A 16,865-nucleotide genomic window follows, 5' to 3' on the forward strand; every position below is an offset into this window, starting at 1 on the left:
ACCGCCCCGTTCTTATTCAGCCCACCTGTACCGATAGCATACTCAGCGAAGCCATCACCAGACCGTCTACCGGAACCGAAACTTTTTCACCTGGCAGACGGGCACCCAGCACATACAGCAGCGGCAGGTAGTGCTCTGGCGTTGGGTTAGAGAGTCCGGCCCCTTCATGCTGCATAAAATTCACCAGGGGGTGCTGCTCAGCTTCCCCTTCCCAGTTCAGATTATTACGGACATAGTCATTAAATGACGCTGCCCAGGCATAAGGTTCCGCATCGCCCTGCCAGCGCACCATGCGCAGGTTATGCACCACATTCCCGCTGGCCACAATCATAATGCCCTGGCTGCGCAGTGCTGCAAGCTTACGACCAAGTTCAAAGTGATAAGCAGGCGGTTTAGAGCCGTCGATGCTCAGCTGCACAACAGGGATATCCGCTTCAGGGTACATCTTAATCAGCACGCCCCAGGAGCCATGATCGAAGCCCCACTCCTGATCCAGCTTAACGTTCACCGGTGCCAGAGCTTCAGCGACCTGCCGGGCCAGATCCGGCGAGCCGGGTGCGGGATAGTGGGTATCAAACAGCGCCTGCGGGAAGCCGCCAAAATCATGAATGGTCCGGGGTTTCTCCATCGCCGTTACTGCTGTGCCACGGGTATACCAGTGTGCGGAAACAGCCACGATGGCTTTCGGGCGCGGTAGGGTCTTGCCCAACTCGCGCCAGGTTTCAGTATAAAGGTTCTCTTCCAGCACATTCATCGGGCTGCCATGGCCAAGAAAAAGTGCGGGCATTGTTATCTGACTCATCGTTGTATCCCTGAACGTGTGGTTTTGATAACGGCTACATTACGCGCTTTTTTCTGGTGATGAACCCGGATAACCATGATGAAGATATTCAAGAAATTTGAAGGGTAAATTAGACAAAACTTGACGTTACAACTGGTGATTTTTTGATAAGGTATAGCAAAGGCTATACTTTATTCTTCTCTTCAGGAGTTCACCATGTCCGTGCCGCTATTGCTGACATTGTTTGCCGGTGGAGCGACTTTTATCGGGGCGCTGCTGGGTGTGATGGGCCAGAAACCCTCAAACAGGGTGCTGGCATTTGCACTGGGTTTTGCCGCCGGGATCATGCTGCTGATCTCACTGATGGAGATGCTGCCTGCGGCTCTGCACGCTGAAGGCATGTCGCCGGTGCTTGGCTACGGCATGTTTGTTGTCGGCTTGTTGGGCTACTTCGCACTGGATCGCATGTTGCCCCATCAGCATCCGCAGGATCTTCTGATGGCCGGCCAGCCGCCACGAAATTTGCGCCGGACCGCGATCCTGCTGACTCTGGGTATCAGCCTGCACAATTTCCCTGAAGGTGTGGCAACCTTTGTGACTGCCAGCAGCGATCTGGAAATGGGCCTGGGGATAGCTTTAGCCGTGGCGATCCACAATATTCCTGAAGGACTTGCCGTTGCGGGTCCTATGTATGCTGCAACCGGCTCAAAGAAGAAAGCGATCTTCTGGGCGGGAGTTTCCGGTATGGCGGAGATCCTTGGCGGAGTGATGGCATTCTGGCTGCTCGGGCCTCTGGTTTCCCCGGTGATCATGGGCGCAATTATGGCCGCCGTGGCCGGGATTATGGTCGCGTTGTCCGTGGATGAGCTGATGCCGCTGGCGAAAGAGATCGATCCCCATAACAACCCCAGCTATGGCGTATTGTGCGGAATGGCAGTAATGGGCCTTAGCCTGACGTTGCTGCAAAGCAGTGGGTTGAGTTAAGACGAAAAAAAACCGGGCACCACTCTACCCGGTTTTCTCTTCAGGCTGCTGATTCAGCTTGCCTGGCGCGTCTCGTGGCTACGGCGATAAGCCACTAAATCCTCAATAGTCACTACCGGCATCTCATGCTGTTTAGCAAAGACAATGGCTTCAGGCGCATGTGCCATAGTTCCATCATCGTTGGTCAGTTCGCACAGTACACCAGCAGGTTTGAAACCGGCCAGAGTGACCAGATCGATAGTGGCTTCAGTATGCCCACCCCGGCTCAGTACGCCGCCTTCCCGGGCACGCAAAGGGAACACATGGCCTGGGCGGTTCAGATCGGCAGGTTTGGCATCGTCGGCGATAGCTGCGCGGATGGTGGTCACGCGGTCTTTCGCGGATACGCCGGTGGTGACACCTTCAGCGGCTTCAATGGTCACGGTAAATCCGGTGCCATAAGAGCTGGTGTTGTTTTCAACCATCATCGGCAGTTCAAGCTGACGACGGCGTTCTTCGGTCAGGCACAGGCAGACAATGCCGCTGCCGTGGCGAATGGTCAGCGCCATCTGTTCAACGGTCATGGTTTCGGCCGCGAAGATCATATCACCTTCGTTTTCACGATCTTCGTCGTCGAGAACCATCACACCGCGTCCATCACGCAATGCGGCAATAGCACGTTCCACACGCTGTTGAGGCGTGCCAAATTCAGAAAGTAACGTCTGATTCATGGTAATAAAACCTTATAAAGTGTATGGGTTACCAGAATCAGGGCGTGCTCAGGAGTGTCATGCAATGACAACAAAATAACGGCGAGGCGGGCGCAGGCCCGGCCAGATACGTTACTCTCTCCCATCCGGACTTTAACCGTCGGCCCCGGAATTACACCGGATCTGCTGACCTTCAAACCTGCTGGTCTGAAGCGCTCGCGGGCTTTCAGCTTGACGCCGATTTACCGCCGGTGGGGAATTTCGCCCCGCCCTGAGAATAAGCCTGGTTACTATAACGCCGATAAAAAGTCAGGGCAACGAACAAAATGTGCGATTAGCTGCCCATTTATCTGCTTTACTGATTTCTGGTTTATCCTTTCGGATTATCGCATTACACTTAAAGAAACTTTGCCGCTACCAGGAAGCCGCTATGATTGACCCTAAAAAAATTGAACAACTCGCCCGTCAGGTTCATGAGTCCATGCCAAAAGGGATCCGTGAGTTTGGCGACGACGTTGAAAAAATCCGTCAGACACTGCAGTCGCAGCTGACCCGTTTAGATTTGGTCAATCGCGAAGAATTTGATGTGCAGACTCAGGTGTTATTACGCACCCGTGAGAAACTGGCCGTGCTGGAGCAGCGGATTGCCGAGCTGGAAAGTCGTGGTACTGAAGTGACAGCCAAAGCAGAAGTGGCACCCAAAGAGATCATCAAAACGGAAGATATGCAGTAATCCGTTTTGCGCTATAAAAAAAGGGGCGATCGCAGATCGCCCCTTTTTTGTTCATCCTGTTCTGCAAAGGCATCAATCTTTCGATTTGATCGCTTTAATAATATTGCTGGTTGAGATGCCGTCTTCAAAATTCAGCACGCGAACTTCACCGCCACTCGCCCACACCTCTTTACTGCCAGCGATATCCTCCGGCTTGTAATCACCGCCCTTCACCAGCAAATCTGGCAGCACATCGGCAATCACACGCTGTGGAGTATCCTCTTCAAAAGGCACCACCCAGTCGACTGCTTCCAGCGCACCCAGCACAATCATCCTGTTCACCAGGGGATTGATCGGGCGGGTTTCCCCTTTCAGACGTTTGGTGGAAGCATCGCTGTTTACCGCTACGATCAGCCGGTCGCCAAGCTTACGCGCGTTTGCCAGATAGGAGACGTGACCCGCGTGCAGAATGTCGAAACAGCCGTTGGTCATCACCACTTTCTCACCGCGACGACGCGCCAGCGCGACAGCCTCTTTTAGCTGCGCTTCATCCATCACCCCAAAACCGGATTCCGGGCGGGCGCGGATAGCATTCTCCAGCTCAACAGGGGAAACGGTCGACGTCCCCAGCTTACCGACCACAACGCCGGCGGCCGCGTTAGCCAAAAAGCAGCTCTCTTCCAGGGTATTGCCAGCCGCAAGCGCGGCCGCAAGCACACCAATTACCGTATCGCCAGCGCCCGTAACATCATAAACTTCCTGCGCCTGAGTCGGCAGATGGAAAGGTTTTTTGCCCGGCTGGAGCAGGGTCATGCCATTCTCGGAACGGGTGACCAACAGGGCTGAAAGCTCAAACTTAGCCAACAGCTCCAGACCGCGTGCAACGATGTCCGCTTCGTCTTTGCACTTGCCCACAACCGCCTCGAACTCAGAGAGATTAGGCGTCAGGATGGTGGCACCCCGATAGCGTTCAAAATCGGTTCCCTTGGGATCGATCAGCACCGGCACATTCGCCTGACGGGCGATCTTAATGATGGTTTCAATGCTGGCCAGCGCACCTTTGCCATAATCGGAAAGGACCAGCGCACCCGCTTCAGGCAAGGCCCGGCGAATTCGCTCGTGCATTGGCTCAGGGTCAACCCCTTCAAAGCCCTCTTCAAAATCAAGGCGGATCAGCTGCTGATTACGCGACAGGATACGCAGTTTGGTGATGGTTGGATGAGTGGCGACGGCAACAAAATCACACTGCACTTTCACGCCGCTCAGGGTCGCATCCAGCGCACGCGCCGCATCATCAATGCCCGTTAAGCCCACCAGACGGGATTCCGCGCCCAGTGAAGCGATGTTCATGGCGACGTTAGCGGCGCCGCCAGGACGCTCTTCCACATTATCCACTTTGACAACCGGAACCGGGGCTTCAGGGGAGATGCGGCTGGTTGGGCCGTACCAGTAGCGATCCAGCATCACGTCGCCAACAACCAGAACACCCGCACGGTTAAAATCGGGCAGCGTAACTTTCATTCCAGACACTCCAGGCTGAAGTCAAAAATAGTGCGCGCGATGATAGCACAAGCAGGCTATCCCGCACGTTTGCATTCGGTAACAAAGGCCTTAATCACCAAACCAGCGTTGCCAACTGTCGTTGACGACCGCCTTCTCTTTGCTGAACAACTCGGGCGAAACCTGCCCCGGCCACTCCTGCAGTGCAAGGTGATGAAGCTCATCGCGCAGGGTGGTGTAGGCCTGCGTCAGCGCCTGCGCTTCCTCCGGACCGATCCTGCCGTCGTTCGCCATCAGCTCAAGAATACGAACGTTATCGGACCAGCGCGTTAAACCAGGCTCGCTCGCGGCATAGCGTAAGACCAGATATTGCGTAATGAATTCAATATCGGTAATCCCACCCCGATCGGCTTTGATGTCCCAGCGTCCTTTCTGCTTGCTGCCAAGGTGCGTACGCATTTTCTCGCGCATCTCCCTGACCTCCGTTTTCAGCTTGTCTGGATCGCGCTGCAGACAGAGGATATTGCGGCGAATATCATCAAAACGCCTGCTCAGGGCGGGCTCACCGAACACGATGCGGGCGCGCACCAGCGCCTGATGTTCCCAGGTCCAGGCTTCGTTGCGCTGATAATCGTCAAAGGCATCAAAAGTACTGACCAGCATGCCTGCAGCCCCTGAAGGGCGAAGGCGGGCGTCCACTTCATAAAGAATGCCGGAGGAGGTACGCGTGCTGAACAGGTGCATTACCCGCTGCGCCAGACGCAGATAGAACTGCCTGCCATCAATGCTGCGCTCACCTGAAGTTACCGCATCTGACGGACAGTCGTGGAGAAACACCAGGTCCAGATCGGAGCTGTAACCCAGTTCCCATCCCCCAAGCTTGCCGTAGCCGACAACCGCGAAGCCGCGTTCGTGCCCTTCACCGAGGTGATCGGGACGCCCGTAGCGCTGTACCATCATCTGCCAGGCCTGCTGAACAACCTGCTCAATCATCGCTTCTGCCAGCCAGGTGAGATGATCGCTGACTTTCATCACCGGCAGCGTTCCGGCGATATCGGCGGCGGCAATTCGCAGGTGCTGTGCCTGTTTGAACTGGCGCAGGGCTTCAAGCTGCTGCTCTTCATCCGCTTCAGGAATGCGCAACAGGTACTGCCGCAGTTCATCGCGATAGGCGTCGGTAGCCGTGGGCTGGTATAGCGTGGCCGGATCCAACAGCTCATCAAGCAGCAGCGGATAACGTGCCAGCTGGCTGGCGACCATTGGGGAAGCAGCGCAAAGACGGATCAGATGCTTCAGTGCCCCATGAAACTCGGTCAGCAGCTCCAGATAGGTGGTACGCGTTACGACGCCCAGAAGCAGCGGCGTCAGCCTGCTCAGGACCACGGCAGCGTCTTCCCTTGGGCAAACTTCGCTTAACAGGCGAGGCATTAACTGGTCCAGCGCCTGGCGTCCCCGTGGGCCAATGGTGCGTTTATCAACATCCTGACGAAACTCGGTGATCGCCCGAAGAAGACGCTGACGAGACTCCATTTCCAACTGGGGCACCAGCGGCGCCAGCTCGGCTTCTTCCAGATAATCCTGCCACAGCACGCTGTACTGATCGGCTTCTGTATTGCCACCGGTTTCCGGGGTGTCATCCCCGATAAGATCGTCGAAAATGGCGCGAACAGCCGCCATATGCCCTTCCAGTTGGTGAAGCAGAGCGGGCCAGCTTTCCGCTGCCATCGCCCAGGCGAGGCGGGCACGGTTAAGATCGTCATCAGGCAGAGTCTGGGTCTGTTCATCGTTAATGCTTTGCAGCAGATTCTCCAGACGACGCAGGAACAGATAAGCCCCTTCCAGCTCACCCAACTGGGCTGCGGGCAACAGGTTAAGTTCACCGATCGCTTTAAGCGTGGGCAGCAGGGAACGCAGTTGCAGAGAACGCTCGCGGCCTCCGCGAATAAGCTGGAAAACCTGGACGATAAATTCCGTTTCGCGGATCCCACCTGCGCCCAGTTTAATATTGTCTTTCAGGCCCCGCCGCCGCACCTCACGGGCAATCATACTTTTCATATTACGCAGCGACTGGATCACACTGAAATCGATGTAGCGGCGATAGATAAAAGGCCGCAGCATCTGCTGCAACTCCTGGCTCCAGCGGTCGTCAGTGCCGCCCATCAGGCGCGCTTTGACCATCGCATAGCGCTCCCAGTCGCGCCCCTGCTCCTGGTAGTAATCTTCCAGCGCGGCGAAGCTGAGCACCAGAGGGCCGCTGTCTCCGAAAGGCCGCAGGCGCATATCGACCCGGTAGACAAAGCCTTCTGCCGTGGGTTGATCCAGCACTTTAATCAGCCGCTGACCAAGACGGGTAAAGAACTGAGCATTGTCCAGCTCGCGCCGTCCGCCGGTGGTGGCACCGTTTTCCGGCCAGGTAAAAATCAGATCGATATCAGAAGAGAAATTGAGTTCTCCGCCTCCCAGCTTGCCCATCCCCAGAATCAGCAGCGGCTGCGGCTCACCCGCCGCATTGACCGGCGTGCCAAATTCACGACAGCACGCCTGCCATAGCCAGTCACGGGCCGCTACGATCAGCGTCTCAGCGAGCATGCTGAGCTGTTGCAGGGAGTCTTCAGTGCTGCTGACGGCCAGCGTCTGCATCCAGCCTATTCGGGTCAGCATATGACGCCGGAACAGGCGCAGCTCGCGCATCAGGGCATTTTCATCCGCCACGCCAGCCAGTTTTTCCGCCAGCCACGCCGGATAGGCATGCCACTCATCCGGCTCAGGGGCGTTCAGTTGCAGGGCCTGCCACCATTCGGGATGGCGGGTCAGGTTTTCATGAATGAAATCGCTGAATGCCAGTACGCCCTGCTGTTCAGCATTAAGCTCTCCCAGCGCCGGGCTGAGTTGTTGAGCCTGTTCAGCCAGCAAGGAAGGCAGGGCCTGAGAAGGTGATGGCAACATAAAAACTCCCTGTTGAACGCGATACTCTGTTTTTTACGGCTGGCTGCGTAGCTTATGTCCGGGCTCAGACGCTGCCATTTTTCCAGAAGGTCGGCTGCTTCAGCGCCTGACGGCTGTGACCTTCAAGCCAGATTTCCTGATTGGTTTCTATAGCCTGAGCAAGTTGCTGCCAGTTTTGTAACCAGGCATCCACCGCAACGCGATCGTAAGCGCCAGCCAGCAGACGTGCGGCGAGCAGCTGACGGTACAGGCGCGGCAGTTTGTCCTGATAGTCATTCATCTGGCGCACTTCGCCAAAAGTCTCTTTGAGATCGGCTGAAATTCTGCCCAGCATAATGTCGCAGAAACGTTTAAAAGATCCCTGCAATTTGGCGTCGGCTTTGGCATTGATAAATCCGCGCCAGCGCTGAGTAACAATCCAGTTGGTGAGTGCTAACTGGGTATGCAGGGAGAGCGGGCTGAAACACAATGATTCTGCCTGCAGATTGCCTTCCAGCATCGCTTCTTCCAGAGCGATAAGCGACTGGCGAAGTTCAGTGCTGGCCTTGCGAGGCACCAGCCCGCTAAACAGAGAGAAGGTTTGACGCAGGGCTTCCAGAGCCTGATGCACTTCATGCTGTGCGCTGCTGTTACCCCGCAGCCACAGCTCTTCATGATACTGCCACTGGCTGAGGGCCAGAGTGAAGGCGGCCAGCATGCCCTCTTCCACCGTGGCTTTGGGTTTCACCTGAAGCAGGGTAACCGGACGCAGTTCGCGGGCCGGATTGCCTTTTGCCAGCACATATCCGCGCGCCGCTTTACTCAGGCTACCAAGGCGCAGGCCACCCAGGCTGGTCAGCTCACTGGCAAAGGCCAGCAGGTCGTCACGCTCACCGCTTTTCAACTCCAGCTCGATTTCACTCAGAGGTTCACTCAACTCACCGGCACTGACTTCGCCCGTATCAAAAGCAATTTCGATCTCGCTGTTAAGGTAAGTGACCACCCACTTTTCGCGATTAAAGTGCGTGCTGAACAGCGGTTTTAACTGCTGTTGCAACGCCGCCAGGTCGCAGCCTGCCGGCCAGATTTCTGCCGGTAGCTGTTCAATAGCCAGTTCGGGTTTATCCAGCGCCACATTGTATTCCGGGCGCTGATGCAGGCCGCCCAGGGTCTGCCCTGCTGCCTTCAGCGTCATCTCATAGCTGTCACCAAAGCCGCGGATGCGCAGACCCATGTCCCAGCGCCGGAGCTGACTGTCAGCCGTTTCGTAGTAGATGTTCGTCAATTTTGACGGCGCACTGTGCTGATGCGGCCAGTTAGCCATCAGCAAAGGCAGTTTTTCAGCGGCTTCCGGCGTGGCAATGAACTTTACTTCGATTTCTATGGTCATATTTTCTTAATCAGGATTAGCGGTTCAGTACAGGGATTATGGCCCAGTCAGGCCCCCTTATTTTTCGTCATTTTATGCGTAATGCAGTAACATCGCAGCGAAATATCAGGAGGTCGCCGGCCAGATATGAGCAGAAGAGTAATGCAGAATCGCCGTGACTGTCTCTGCTTTCTTCTGCTTTCATAACGCGTTTCGCACCGGCCCGAGACCAGGAAAGTTCTCATTCAGCTTTGTGCGAGCCATCTCCAGACTGTTCCATTACTTTTTTCCAGGATTCACCTTAAAAAGACATCGAATGAAAAAAACTCATCTTATTGGCCTTACTTTACTGACTTTTAGCGTAGCAGCATCCGTTCATGCCGAAGAGAAACGCTATATTTCCGACGAGCTTTCGACCTGGGTTCGCAGTGGCCCAAGTGATGATTACCGCCTTGTTGGAACCCTGAACGCCGGGGAAGAGGTAGAACTGCTGCAGACCAATGACAGCACGCATTACGCGCAGATCCGCGACGCCACTGGCCGCACTAACTGGATCCCGCTTGCTCAGCTCAGCCAGCAGCCAAGCCTGCGTACTCGTGTACCGCAACTGGAGCAGCAGGTCAAAGACCTGACCGACAAGCTGGCTAACATTGATGGTAGCTGGAATCAGCGCACTGCGGAAATGCAGAAAAAGGTCGCAGGCAGCGACGGCGCGATCAACGGCCTGAAACAGGAAAACCAGAAGCTGAAGAATGAACTGGTGGTTGCGCAGAAAAAAGTGAATGCCGCCAACGTTCAGCTTGATGACAAGCAGCGCACCATCATTATGCAGTGGTTTATGTATGGCGGCGGCGTCGCCGGTGTCGGCCTGCTGCTGGGTCTGCTGTTACCTCATATGATCCCAAGCCGTAAAAAGAAAGATCGCTGGATGAACTGATTGTCTCCTGCCGTCCGTTCAGGGCATCCATTGATGCCCTCTTCCGCCTGCCTGTCAAACTGCTTCCGCCTGGGTATGACAGGATCTACACTTTAAGTATGATGTCTTAAACGTTTAACTCTGGAGCGTGGTAGTGAAGACTTACCTTGTCGGTGGCGCGGTACGCGATGCACTGTTAAATCTGCCGGTCAAAGACAAAGATTGGGTAGTAGTAGGCGCCTCACCTCCGGCAATGCTGGAACTGGGGTATGAGCAGGTAGGCCGTGATTTCCCGGTTTTTCTTCATCCTGAGACGCATGAAGAGTATGCGCTGGCGCGAACCGAGAGAAAAAGTGGGCGTGGCTATACAGGCTTTGTCTGTTATTCCGCCCCGGACGTAACGCTTGAGCAGGACCTGCAGCGTCGCGACCTGACCATCAATGCCATTGCCCAGGACGAGACAGGCCATTTTTACGATCCCTACGGGGGACGCGCCGACATCGAACAACGTCAGTTGCGCCATGTGTCAGAAGCGTTCAACGAAGATCCCCTTCGTGTCCTGCGTGTTGCCCGCTTTGCGGCGCGATTCGCCCATCTGAACTTTGTGGTGGCCGACGAAACCCAGGCGCTGATGCGCTGGATGGTTGAGAGCGGAGAGTTAAATACGCTGACGCCAGAGCGGGTCTGGAAAGAAACGGAAAAAGCGCTGGAAACCCCTAATCCCCAGGTTTATTTCCAGGTGCTGAAAGATTGTGGTGCGCTGGCCGTGCTGTTCCCGGAGCTGGATAACCTTTATGGCGTACCGGCACCGGCAAAGTGGCATCCTGAGATCGACACCGGCATCCATGCGCTGATGACGCTGGCCATTGCCGCTCAGCTCAGTCCTGAGGTGGATATCCGTTTTGCCACCCTGTTCCATGATGTTGGTAAAGCCCTTACGCCCCCCGAAAAATGGCCCAGTCACCACGGCCACGGCCCGGCAGGTGTCCCACTGGTTGAAAACCTCTGTCAGCGCCTTCGCGTACCCAATGCCATACGCGATCTGGCTCTGCTGGTTACCGAATTTCACGATCTGGTCCATACCGTTGAGCGTCAAAGTCCTGAAACGCTGATTGCCCTGTTTGATCGTATCGATGCCTGGCGTAAGCCGCATCGTGTAGAGCAGATAGCGCTGACCAGCGAAGCCGATGCCCGTGGACGGACAGGTTTTGAAAACAATGCTTACCCGCAGGGAGATTTCCTGCGTCAGGCTTTTGCCATTGCCCTTGGCATCCCGACAAAAGACGTGGTGGCGGCAGGTTTCAAAGGCGGAGAAGTCAGAGAAGAGTTAACCAGAAGAAGGATTACGGCACTGGCTCAGTGGAAGGCATCTCAGGGTTAATACTGGTCCGGAGCCGGCCAGAAAAGCCGACTCCGGGACAGGGCGGTTAGACGAAGATCATATAAACCGCTGCGGCTACGATAAAGCGATAGATAGCAAACGGCACGAACGAGATGCGCTGAATCAGCTTCAGGAACACCTTGATGGCAATCATCGCGACGATAAAGGCCACGATAAAGCCCGTTGCAAACATCGGGAAATCAGCCACGGTCAGGAAGCCATAACTCTTATAGAGATCCAGCACCGTTGCGCCCATCATCATCGGCACCGCCAGGATGAAGGAGAATTCAGAGGCCGCGTAACGGCTCACGCCCATCAACATACCGCCGGAGATAGTGGCTCCTGAGCGGGAGAAGCCCGGCCAGAGCGCCAGACACTGGAAACACCCGATAATGAAAGCCTGGCGATAGGTTATATCATCAAGGCCCACTGCTTTTGGCTGTTTAGGTTTCAGATATTCTGCCGCCAGCAACAGTACACCGCCCACAACCAGCGCATACATCACGTTGATCGGATTAAATAATTGTTTGATTTGATCGTGGAGAACCAGACCAATAACCACCGCCGGCACCATGCCCAGCAGGATATGAATCAGCGACAGATGACCCGTCCCTGTGCCTTCGTGAGGTTCCTGACCGAAATGAATGCCGATCAAACCGAACAGCCGGCGCCAGAACATCACCACAACCGCTAAAATTGAACCCAGTTGGATTACCACTTCAAAGGTTTCTGCTTTTTCGCCTTCAAAACCCAACAGATGACCGACAATGATCATATGGCCGGTGGATGAAACAGGTAAAAACTCCGTTAACCCTTCAACAATGCCAAGTATTGCTGCCACCCATAGCTGATGAATATCTGCCATCAAATCTACCCCTATCCGTATAAAAATCAGTAAAAAGGCGGTCGCTTCACGCTTCCGCCAAATTGTGCCAGCACAATGTGAGGCCAACCTTAAGACAGAGCATAATGTGGTTTGGTTTCATCGTGATGGCAATCACATTGAACTTATTTCGGATTAGTCCCGCGCTCAATGATTACGCCAACCTGTGCCGCCTGCGCCACAGCGCCGGGCTTACTGAGTTTTATCCGCACCCAGGGAGAGTTGAAACGCGTCAGCAGCAGAGCCGCAACTTCTTCAGCTACGCGCTCAACCAGGGCGAATTTTCCGCCTGCAACATGATTAATGATGGTCTCAGAGACATCGGCATAGCTCAGACAGTCATTAACGTCATCGCTGGCTGCGGCCTGGCGATTATCCCAGGCCATTTCGACATCGAACACCAGCTTCTGTTGAATGGTTTGTTCCCAGTCATAAACACCAATGGTGGTGATGACCGACAGTTGTTCGATAAATACAATATCCATGATGGCTGTCTCTGTTTTTGTGGTTGCCGGATATCACTTCCGGCGGATTATGCGTATTATCCACGGATGACGAGAACAAAACGACCCCTACAAGATGGAACGGTGTTATGAGTGTATTCGCGCTTGGTATGATTCTTTTCGCGTATCTGTGCGGCTCCATTTCCAGCGCGATCCTGGTTTGCCGACTGTTCAGATTACCCGATCCCCGCCTTAACGGTTCTGGCAACCCTGGTGCGACCAATGTGCTGCGTATTGGCGGAAAAGTCCCTGCGGTGTTGGTGCTGGTCTTTGATGTGCTCAAAGGCATGCTGCCGGTCTGGCTTGCTTATCACTATGGCGTCTCGCCACTCTGGCTTGGTCTGGTCGCTATCGCCGCCTGCCTCGGTCATATCTATCCGGTATTTTTTCATTTCAAAGGTGGCAAAGGCGTGGCCACGGCTTTTGGTGCCATTGCGCCCATCGGCTGGGACCTGACCGGCCTGATGACCGGCACCTGGCTGCTGACCGTACTGCTGAGTGGTTACTCCTCGCTGGGCGCGATTGTCAGCGCGCTGATCGCCCCCTTCTACGTCTGGTGGTTTAAACCCCAGCTCACTTTTCCGGTAGCGATGCTTTCATGCCTGGTTTTACTGCGTCATCACGACAACATTCAGCGTCTGTGGCGGGGCCAGGAAACAAAAATCTGGAAGAAGAAAAAGAAGAAAGACGAGCGGCCAGTGGAATAGATGAACGGCCAGTCACCGAGCGTGGATTGAGGCTGCTGCCTGATATAACCAAAAACGCCTGATGAGTTTCATCAGGCGTTTTTGTATTCAGCGCTAAGGCTAAGCAATGGCTGGCAGCTCAGCCAGCGGCCAGCGAGGCCGCACGGTCACGCTCAGCTCAGCACGGGTTCCGCCTTTCAGGCGAACCAGCCCGGCATAGGCGATCATCGCGCCATTGTCGGTGCAGAATTCCGGGCGGGCATAGAAAACTTCACCGCCCCGCGCTTTCATCACATCGGCCATTTTGCTGCGCAGCGTCCGGTTGGCACTCACGCCACCGGCGATTACCAGCCGCTTAAAGCCGGTCTGCTCCAGCGCCCGTTTGCATTTGATCGCCAGCGTATCCACTACAGCATCTTCAAACGCCCGGGCGATGTCCGCACGCGTCTGATCGTCATTGCTGTTTTCACGAATGGTGTTGGCCGCGAAAGTTTTCAGGCCGGAGAAGCTGAAATCCAGCCCCGGACGATCGGTCATCGGACGGGGAAAGACAAACCGCCGTTCCTTTCCCTGCTCCGCCATTTTTGACAGCATCGGACCGCCGGGATAATCCAGACCCAGCAGCTTGGCCGTTTTATCAAAAGCTTCACCAGCCGCATCATCAACGGACTCACCCAGCAGCGTGTATTCACCAATACCGGTAACGCTGATCAGCTGAGTGTGGCCGCCGGAAACCAGCAGGGCGACAAAAGGAAACGCCGGAGGATTCTCTTCCAGCATCGGAGCGAGAAGATGGCCTTCCATATGGTGCACAGGGATCGCAGGCACGTCCCAGGCAAAGGCCAGAGAGCGGCCAATGGTCGCGCCTACCAGCAAAGCCCCTACCAGCCCCGGCCCCGCCGTATAGGCCACGGCATCAATATCCTGCGCCTGAAGCCCGGCTTCTTTCAATGCCGCCTGAATCAGCGGCACGGTTTTGCGCACGTGATCGCGCGAGGCCAGTTCCGGGACCACTCCACCGTAATCGGCGTGCAGTTTGACCTGGCTGTAAAGTTGATTGGCAAGTAAACCGGCCGCATCATCATAAATAGCGATACCAGTTTCATCGCAGGACGTTTCAATTCCGAGCACACGCATGACTTTTTCACCTCATTCTTGCGGCGCGCAGTGTAACATGAAGGCCAGACTCACCGCGGCAATTTTGCGGTTAAAAATGTGACTTCCTGATATCCTTGAGGAAAATATTTTCGCCGCGCCCTGCTCATTGGTGTATACTCCTTCGCCTGAAAAAAACCGGCAGTGGCACAGGCGCATCTGTTGGTGACATTATGCTATGGTGCTTTACAACGTAGCCTGTGTTGGAGTAAAATTCCGCACCATTTTGAAACAAGCTGGCACTGACGTCAGCAACAAAACCGAATTTATCGAGGTGAGAGTTACATGCCGGTAATTAAAGTACGTGAAAACGAGCCATTTGACGTAGCACTGCGTCGCTTCAAGCGTTCTTGCGAGAAAGCAGGCGTTCTGGCTGAAGTTCGTCGTCGTGAGTTCTATGAAAAACCGACTACCGAACGTAAGCGCGCTAAAGCGTCTGCAGTAAAACGCCACGCGAAGAAACTGGCTCGCGAAAACGCACGCCGCACTCGTCTGTACTAATCTTTGAGGGTTCGCCCTCTCGCTTCACAGACTAGTAAGTAGTTAAGAAGGCCGTGCTTTCCGAAAGGAATGCGCGGCTTGTTCTCGTTTATGGGCTGATAAACCGGGGCTTATGGCTGGACGAATTCCACGTGTATTTATTAATGACTTGCTGGCACGCACGGACATCGTGGATCTTATCGATGCCCGCGTAAAGCTGAAAAAGCAGGGCAAGAACTATCACGCGTGCTGTCCTTTTCATAATGAAAAAACCCCCTCTTTTACCGTAAACGGTGAAAAACAGTTTTACCACTGCTTCGGCTGTGGCGCCCACGGCAACGCCATCGACTTCCTGATGAACTACGATCGTCTGGAGTTTGTGGAAAGCATTGAAGAGCTGGCAACGGTCTACGGACTTGAAGTTCCGTATGAAAGCGGTACCGGCCCTACTCAGCTTGAGCGTCATCAGCGTCAGAGCCTCTATCAGTTAATGGGCGGCCTGAGTGAGTTTTATCAGCAGTCGCTGTCTCAAAGTCAGGCTTCAGGCGCGCGTGAGTATCTTGCCAACCGCGGTCTGAGTGACGATGTCATCAAGCATTTCTCCATCGGCTTTGCTCCCGCCGGCTGGGATAACGCCCTGAAGCGATTTGGTCGCAATCAGGACGATCGCCAGTCGTTGATTGACGCGGGAATGTTGGTCACTAACGACCAGGGCCGCAGTTACGATCGCTTTCGCGAACGGGTGATGTTCCCGATCCACGACAAGCGCGGGCGGGTAATAGGATTTGGTGGGCGCGTGTTAGGCGATGCCGTACCCAAATATCTGAACTCCCCCGAGACCGATATTTTCCATAAAGGCCGCCAGTTATATGGCCTGTATGAAGCGCAAAAGAATCATCCCGAACCGGCGAAGCTGCTGGTAGTTGAAGGCTATATGGATGTGGTGGCGCTGGCGCAGTTTGGTGTTGATTATGCCGTCGCGTCACTGGGCACTTCCACCACGCCAGAGCATATTCAACTTCTTTTCCGCACGACCGATACTGTTATTTGTTGTTATGACGGTGACAGAGCGGGCCGGGAAGCAGCCTGGCGTGCGCTGGAGACCGCATTACCTTACATGAATGACGGTCGTCAGCTACGCTTTATGTTTCTGCCCGACGGTGAAGACCCGGATACGCTGGTGCGTAAAGAGGGCAAAGAGGCGTTTGAAGCCCGGATGGAGCAGGCAATGCCGCTCTCCGCGTTCCTGTTTGACTCTTTGCTGCCGCAGGTTGATTTACGTTCACCGGATGGCCGTGCGCAGCTCAGTACGCTTGCGCTGCCGCTGATCAGTCAGGTGCCGGGCGAGACGCTGCGCATCTATCTGCGTCAGACGCTGGGCAATAAGCTGGGCATTCTGGATGACAGTCAGTTAGAAAAGTTGATGCCAAAGCAGGGTGAGAATGCGAAACCTCCCCAGCAGCCTCAGCTCAAACGCACAACCATGCGTATACTTATTGGGTTGCTGATTCAAAACCCAGGGCTGGCGGCAATGGTCCCCCCCTTGACGGGTTAGAAGCTTCGGAGCTGGCAGGATTTCACCTGTTTGTGGAGTTAGTGAGCACTTGCGTCGCTCATCCTGGCCTGACCACCGGACAGCTACTAGAGTTATACCGTGGAACAAAATTTAGTCAGAGCCTTGAAACTCTGGCCACATGGAACCACATGATCGTAGAAGATGAAGTGGAAACCATGTTTAAAGATTCTCTGGCCAGCATGTATGACGCGGCGCTGGAACGCCGGCTTGAAGAGCTGATTGCGCGTGACCGCACGCATGGCCTGAACTCGGAAGAACGCCGCGAGTTCTGGACGCTGAGCCAGGCGTTAGCAAAGAAATAAAATACGGTTGATAAAATCATCCG

Annotated in this window: 14 protein-coding genes, 1 pseudogene and 1 riboswitch; of the genes and pseudogenes, 7 read left to right on the plus strand and 8 right to left on the minus strand. The window is 54.9% G+C overall.

Features of this window, described 5'->3' with window-relative positions:
- Positions 1 to 16: 16 nt before the first annotated feature.
- Entirely contained in the window at positions 17 to 802 is a 786-nt protein-coding gene (gene ygiD, locus VRC33_RS19195) for a 4,5-DOPA dioxygenase extradiol (protein ID WP_338567421.1), read from the minus strand.
- 195 nt (positions 803 to 997) lie between these two features.
- Between ygiD and zupT the strand changes: the two genes are divergently transcribed.
- Positions 998 to 1,765 carry a zinc transporter ZupT gene (gene zupT, locus VRC33_RS19200; protein WP_338558379.1) on the plus strand — a complete coding sequence of 256 codons (768 nt, stop codon included), beginning with the start codon at positions 998 to 1,000 and terminating at the stop codon, positions 1,763 to 1,765.
- A 53-nt stretch (positions 1,766 to 1,818) separates the two neighbouring features.
- On the opposite strand, the gene ribB is transcribed toward zupT, so the two are convergent.
- On the minus strand, positions 1,819 to 2,475 hold the full coding sequence (ribB, locus tag VRC33_RS19205) for a 3,4-dihydroxy-2-butanone-4-phosphate synthase (RefSeq protein ID WP_338558381.1): 657 nt from the start codon (positions 2,473 to 2,475) through the stop codon (positions 1,819 to 1,821).
- A gap of 109 nt (positions 2,476 to 2,584) precedes the next feature.
- A riboswitch (FMN riboswitch) is annotated at positions 2,585 to 2,737 on the minus strand.
- Positions 2,738 to 2,884: 147 nt separating this feature from the next.
- On the opposite strand from ribB, the gene VRC33_RS19210 reads away from it, so the two are divergent.
- Positions 2,885 to 3,187, plus strand: coding sequence for an accessory factor UbiK family protein (locus tag VRC33_RS19210; protein WP_338558384.1), 303 nt, complete (start codon positions 2,885 to 2,887; stop codon positions 3,185 to 3,187).
- Between the two features lie 72 nt (positions 3,188 to 3,259).
- On the opposite strand, the gene hldE is transcribed toward VRC33_RS19210, so the two are convergent.
- The 3 genes from hldE to VRC33_RS19225 form a co-directional block, all read right to left on the minus strand.
- Positions 3,260 to 4,687: a bifunctional D-glycero-beta-D-manno-heptose-7-phosphate kinase/D-glycero-beta-D-manno-heptose 1-phosphate adenylyltransferase HldE gene (hldE, locus tag VRC33_RS19215; RefSeq protein WP_338558386.1), complete on the minus strand. Its 1,428-nt coding sequence runs from the start codon at positions 4,685 to 4,687 to the stop codon at positions 3,260 to 3,262.
- A gap of 90 nt (positions 4,688 to 4,777) precedes the next feature.
- Positions 4,778 to 7,612, minus strand: a complete 2,835-nt coding sequence (gene glnE, locus VRC33_RS19220; protein ID WP_338558388.1) for a bifunctional [glutamate--ammonia ligase]-adenylyl-L-tyrosine phosphorylase/[glutamate--ammonia-ligase] adenylyltransferase — start codon at positions 7,610 to 7,612, stop codon at positions 4,778 to 4,780.
- 64 nt (positions 7,613 to 7,676) lie between these two features.
- Positions 7,677 to 8,981 carry an inorganic triphosphatase gene (locus VRC33_RS19225; RefSeq protein ID WP_338558392.1) on the minus strand — a complete coding sequence of 435 codons (1,305 nt, stop codon included), beginning with the start codon at positions 8,979 to 8,981 and terminating at the stop codon, positions 7,677 to 7,679.
- A gap of 295 nt (positions 8,982 to 9,276) precedes the next feature.
- Here VRC33_RS19225 and VRC33_RS19230 point away from each other — a divergent pair, with 295 nt between their 5' ends.
- Entirely contained in the window at positions 9,277 to 9,897 is a 621-nt protein-coding gene (locus VRC33_RS19230) for a TIGR04211 family SH3 domain-containing protein (RefSeq protein WP_338558395.1), read from the plus strand.
- Between the two features lie 133 nt (positions 9,898 to 10,030).
- Positions 10,031 to 11,257 (plus strand): multifunctional CCA addition/repair protein, encoded by a 1,227-nt coding sequence (locus VRC33_RS19235; RefSeq protein ID WP_338567422.1) that lies wholly within the window; start codon positions 10,031 to 10,033, stop codon positions 11,255 to 11,257.
- Positions 11,258 to 11,303: 46 nt separating this feature from the next.
- On the opposite strand, the gene bacA is transcribed toward VRC33_RS19235, so the two are convergent.
- Together bacA and folB are read right to left on the minus strand one after the other, a co-directional pair.
- Positions 11,304 to 12,122 (minus strand): undecaprenyl-diphosphate phosphatase, encoded by an 819-nt coding sequence (bacA, locus tag VRC33_RS19240; RefSeq protein ID WP_338558397.1) that lies wholly within the window; start codon positions 12,120 to 12,122, stop codon positions 11,304 to 11,306.
- A gap of 143 nt (positions 12,123 to 12,265) precedes the next feature.
- Positions 12,266 to 12,625: a bifunctional dihydroneopterin aldolase/7,8-dihydroneopterin epimerase gene (gene folB, locus VRC33_RS19245; RefSeq protein ID WP_338558400.1), complete on the minus strand. Its 360-nt coding sequence runs from the start codon at positions 12,623 to 12,625 to the stop codon at positions 12,266 to 12,268.
- Between the two features lie 107 nt (positions 12,626 to 12,732).
- On the opposite strand from folB, the gene plsY reads away from it, so the two are divergent.
- The gene (plsY, locus tag VRC33_RS19250) at positions 12,733 to 13,350 is read left to right on the plus strand and encodes a glycerol-3-phosphate 1-O-acyltransferase PlsY (protein WP_338558402.1); all 618 of its coding nucleotides are present in this window, start codon (positions 12,733 to 12,735) and stop codon (positions 13,348 to 13,350) included.
- Positions 13,351 to 13,449: 99 nt separating this feature from the next.
- Here plsY and tsaD read toward each other — a convergent pair whose 3' ends face one another.
- Complete coding sequence (gene tsaD, locus VRC33_RS19255; protein ID WP_338558404.1) at positions 13,450 to 14,466, minus strand: tRNA (adenosine(37)-N6)-threonylcarbamoyltransferase complex transferase subunit TsaD; 1,017 nt, start codon at positions 14,464 to 14,466, stop codon at positions 13,450 to 13,452.
- A 303-nt stretch (positions 14,467 to 14,769) separates the two neighbouring features.
- Between tsaD and rpsU the strand changes: the two genes are divergently transcribed.
- Both rpsU and dnaG read left to right on the plus strand, forming a co-directional pair.
- Positions 14,770 to 14,985, plus strand: a complete 216-nt coding sequence (gene rpsU, locus VRC33_RS19260) for a 30S ribosomal protein S21 (RefSeq protein ID WP_001144069.1) — start codon at positions 14,770 to 14,772, stop codon at positions 14,983 to 14,985.
- Positions 14,986 to 15,097: 112 nt separating this feature from the next.
- A pseudogene (gene dnaG / locus VRC33_RS19265) lies at positions 15,098 to 16,842 on the plus strand (DNA primase).
- Positions 16,843 to 16,865 lie beyond the last annotated feature (23 nt).

This window comes from Erwinia sp. E_sp_B01_1 (assembly GCF_036865545.1).
Classification (GTDB): Bacteria; Pseudomonadota; Gammaproteobacteria; order Enterobacterales; family Enterobacteriaceae; genus Erwinia.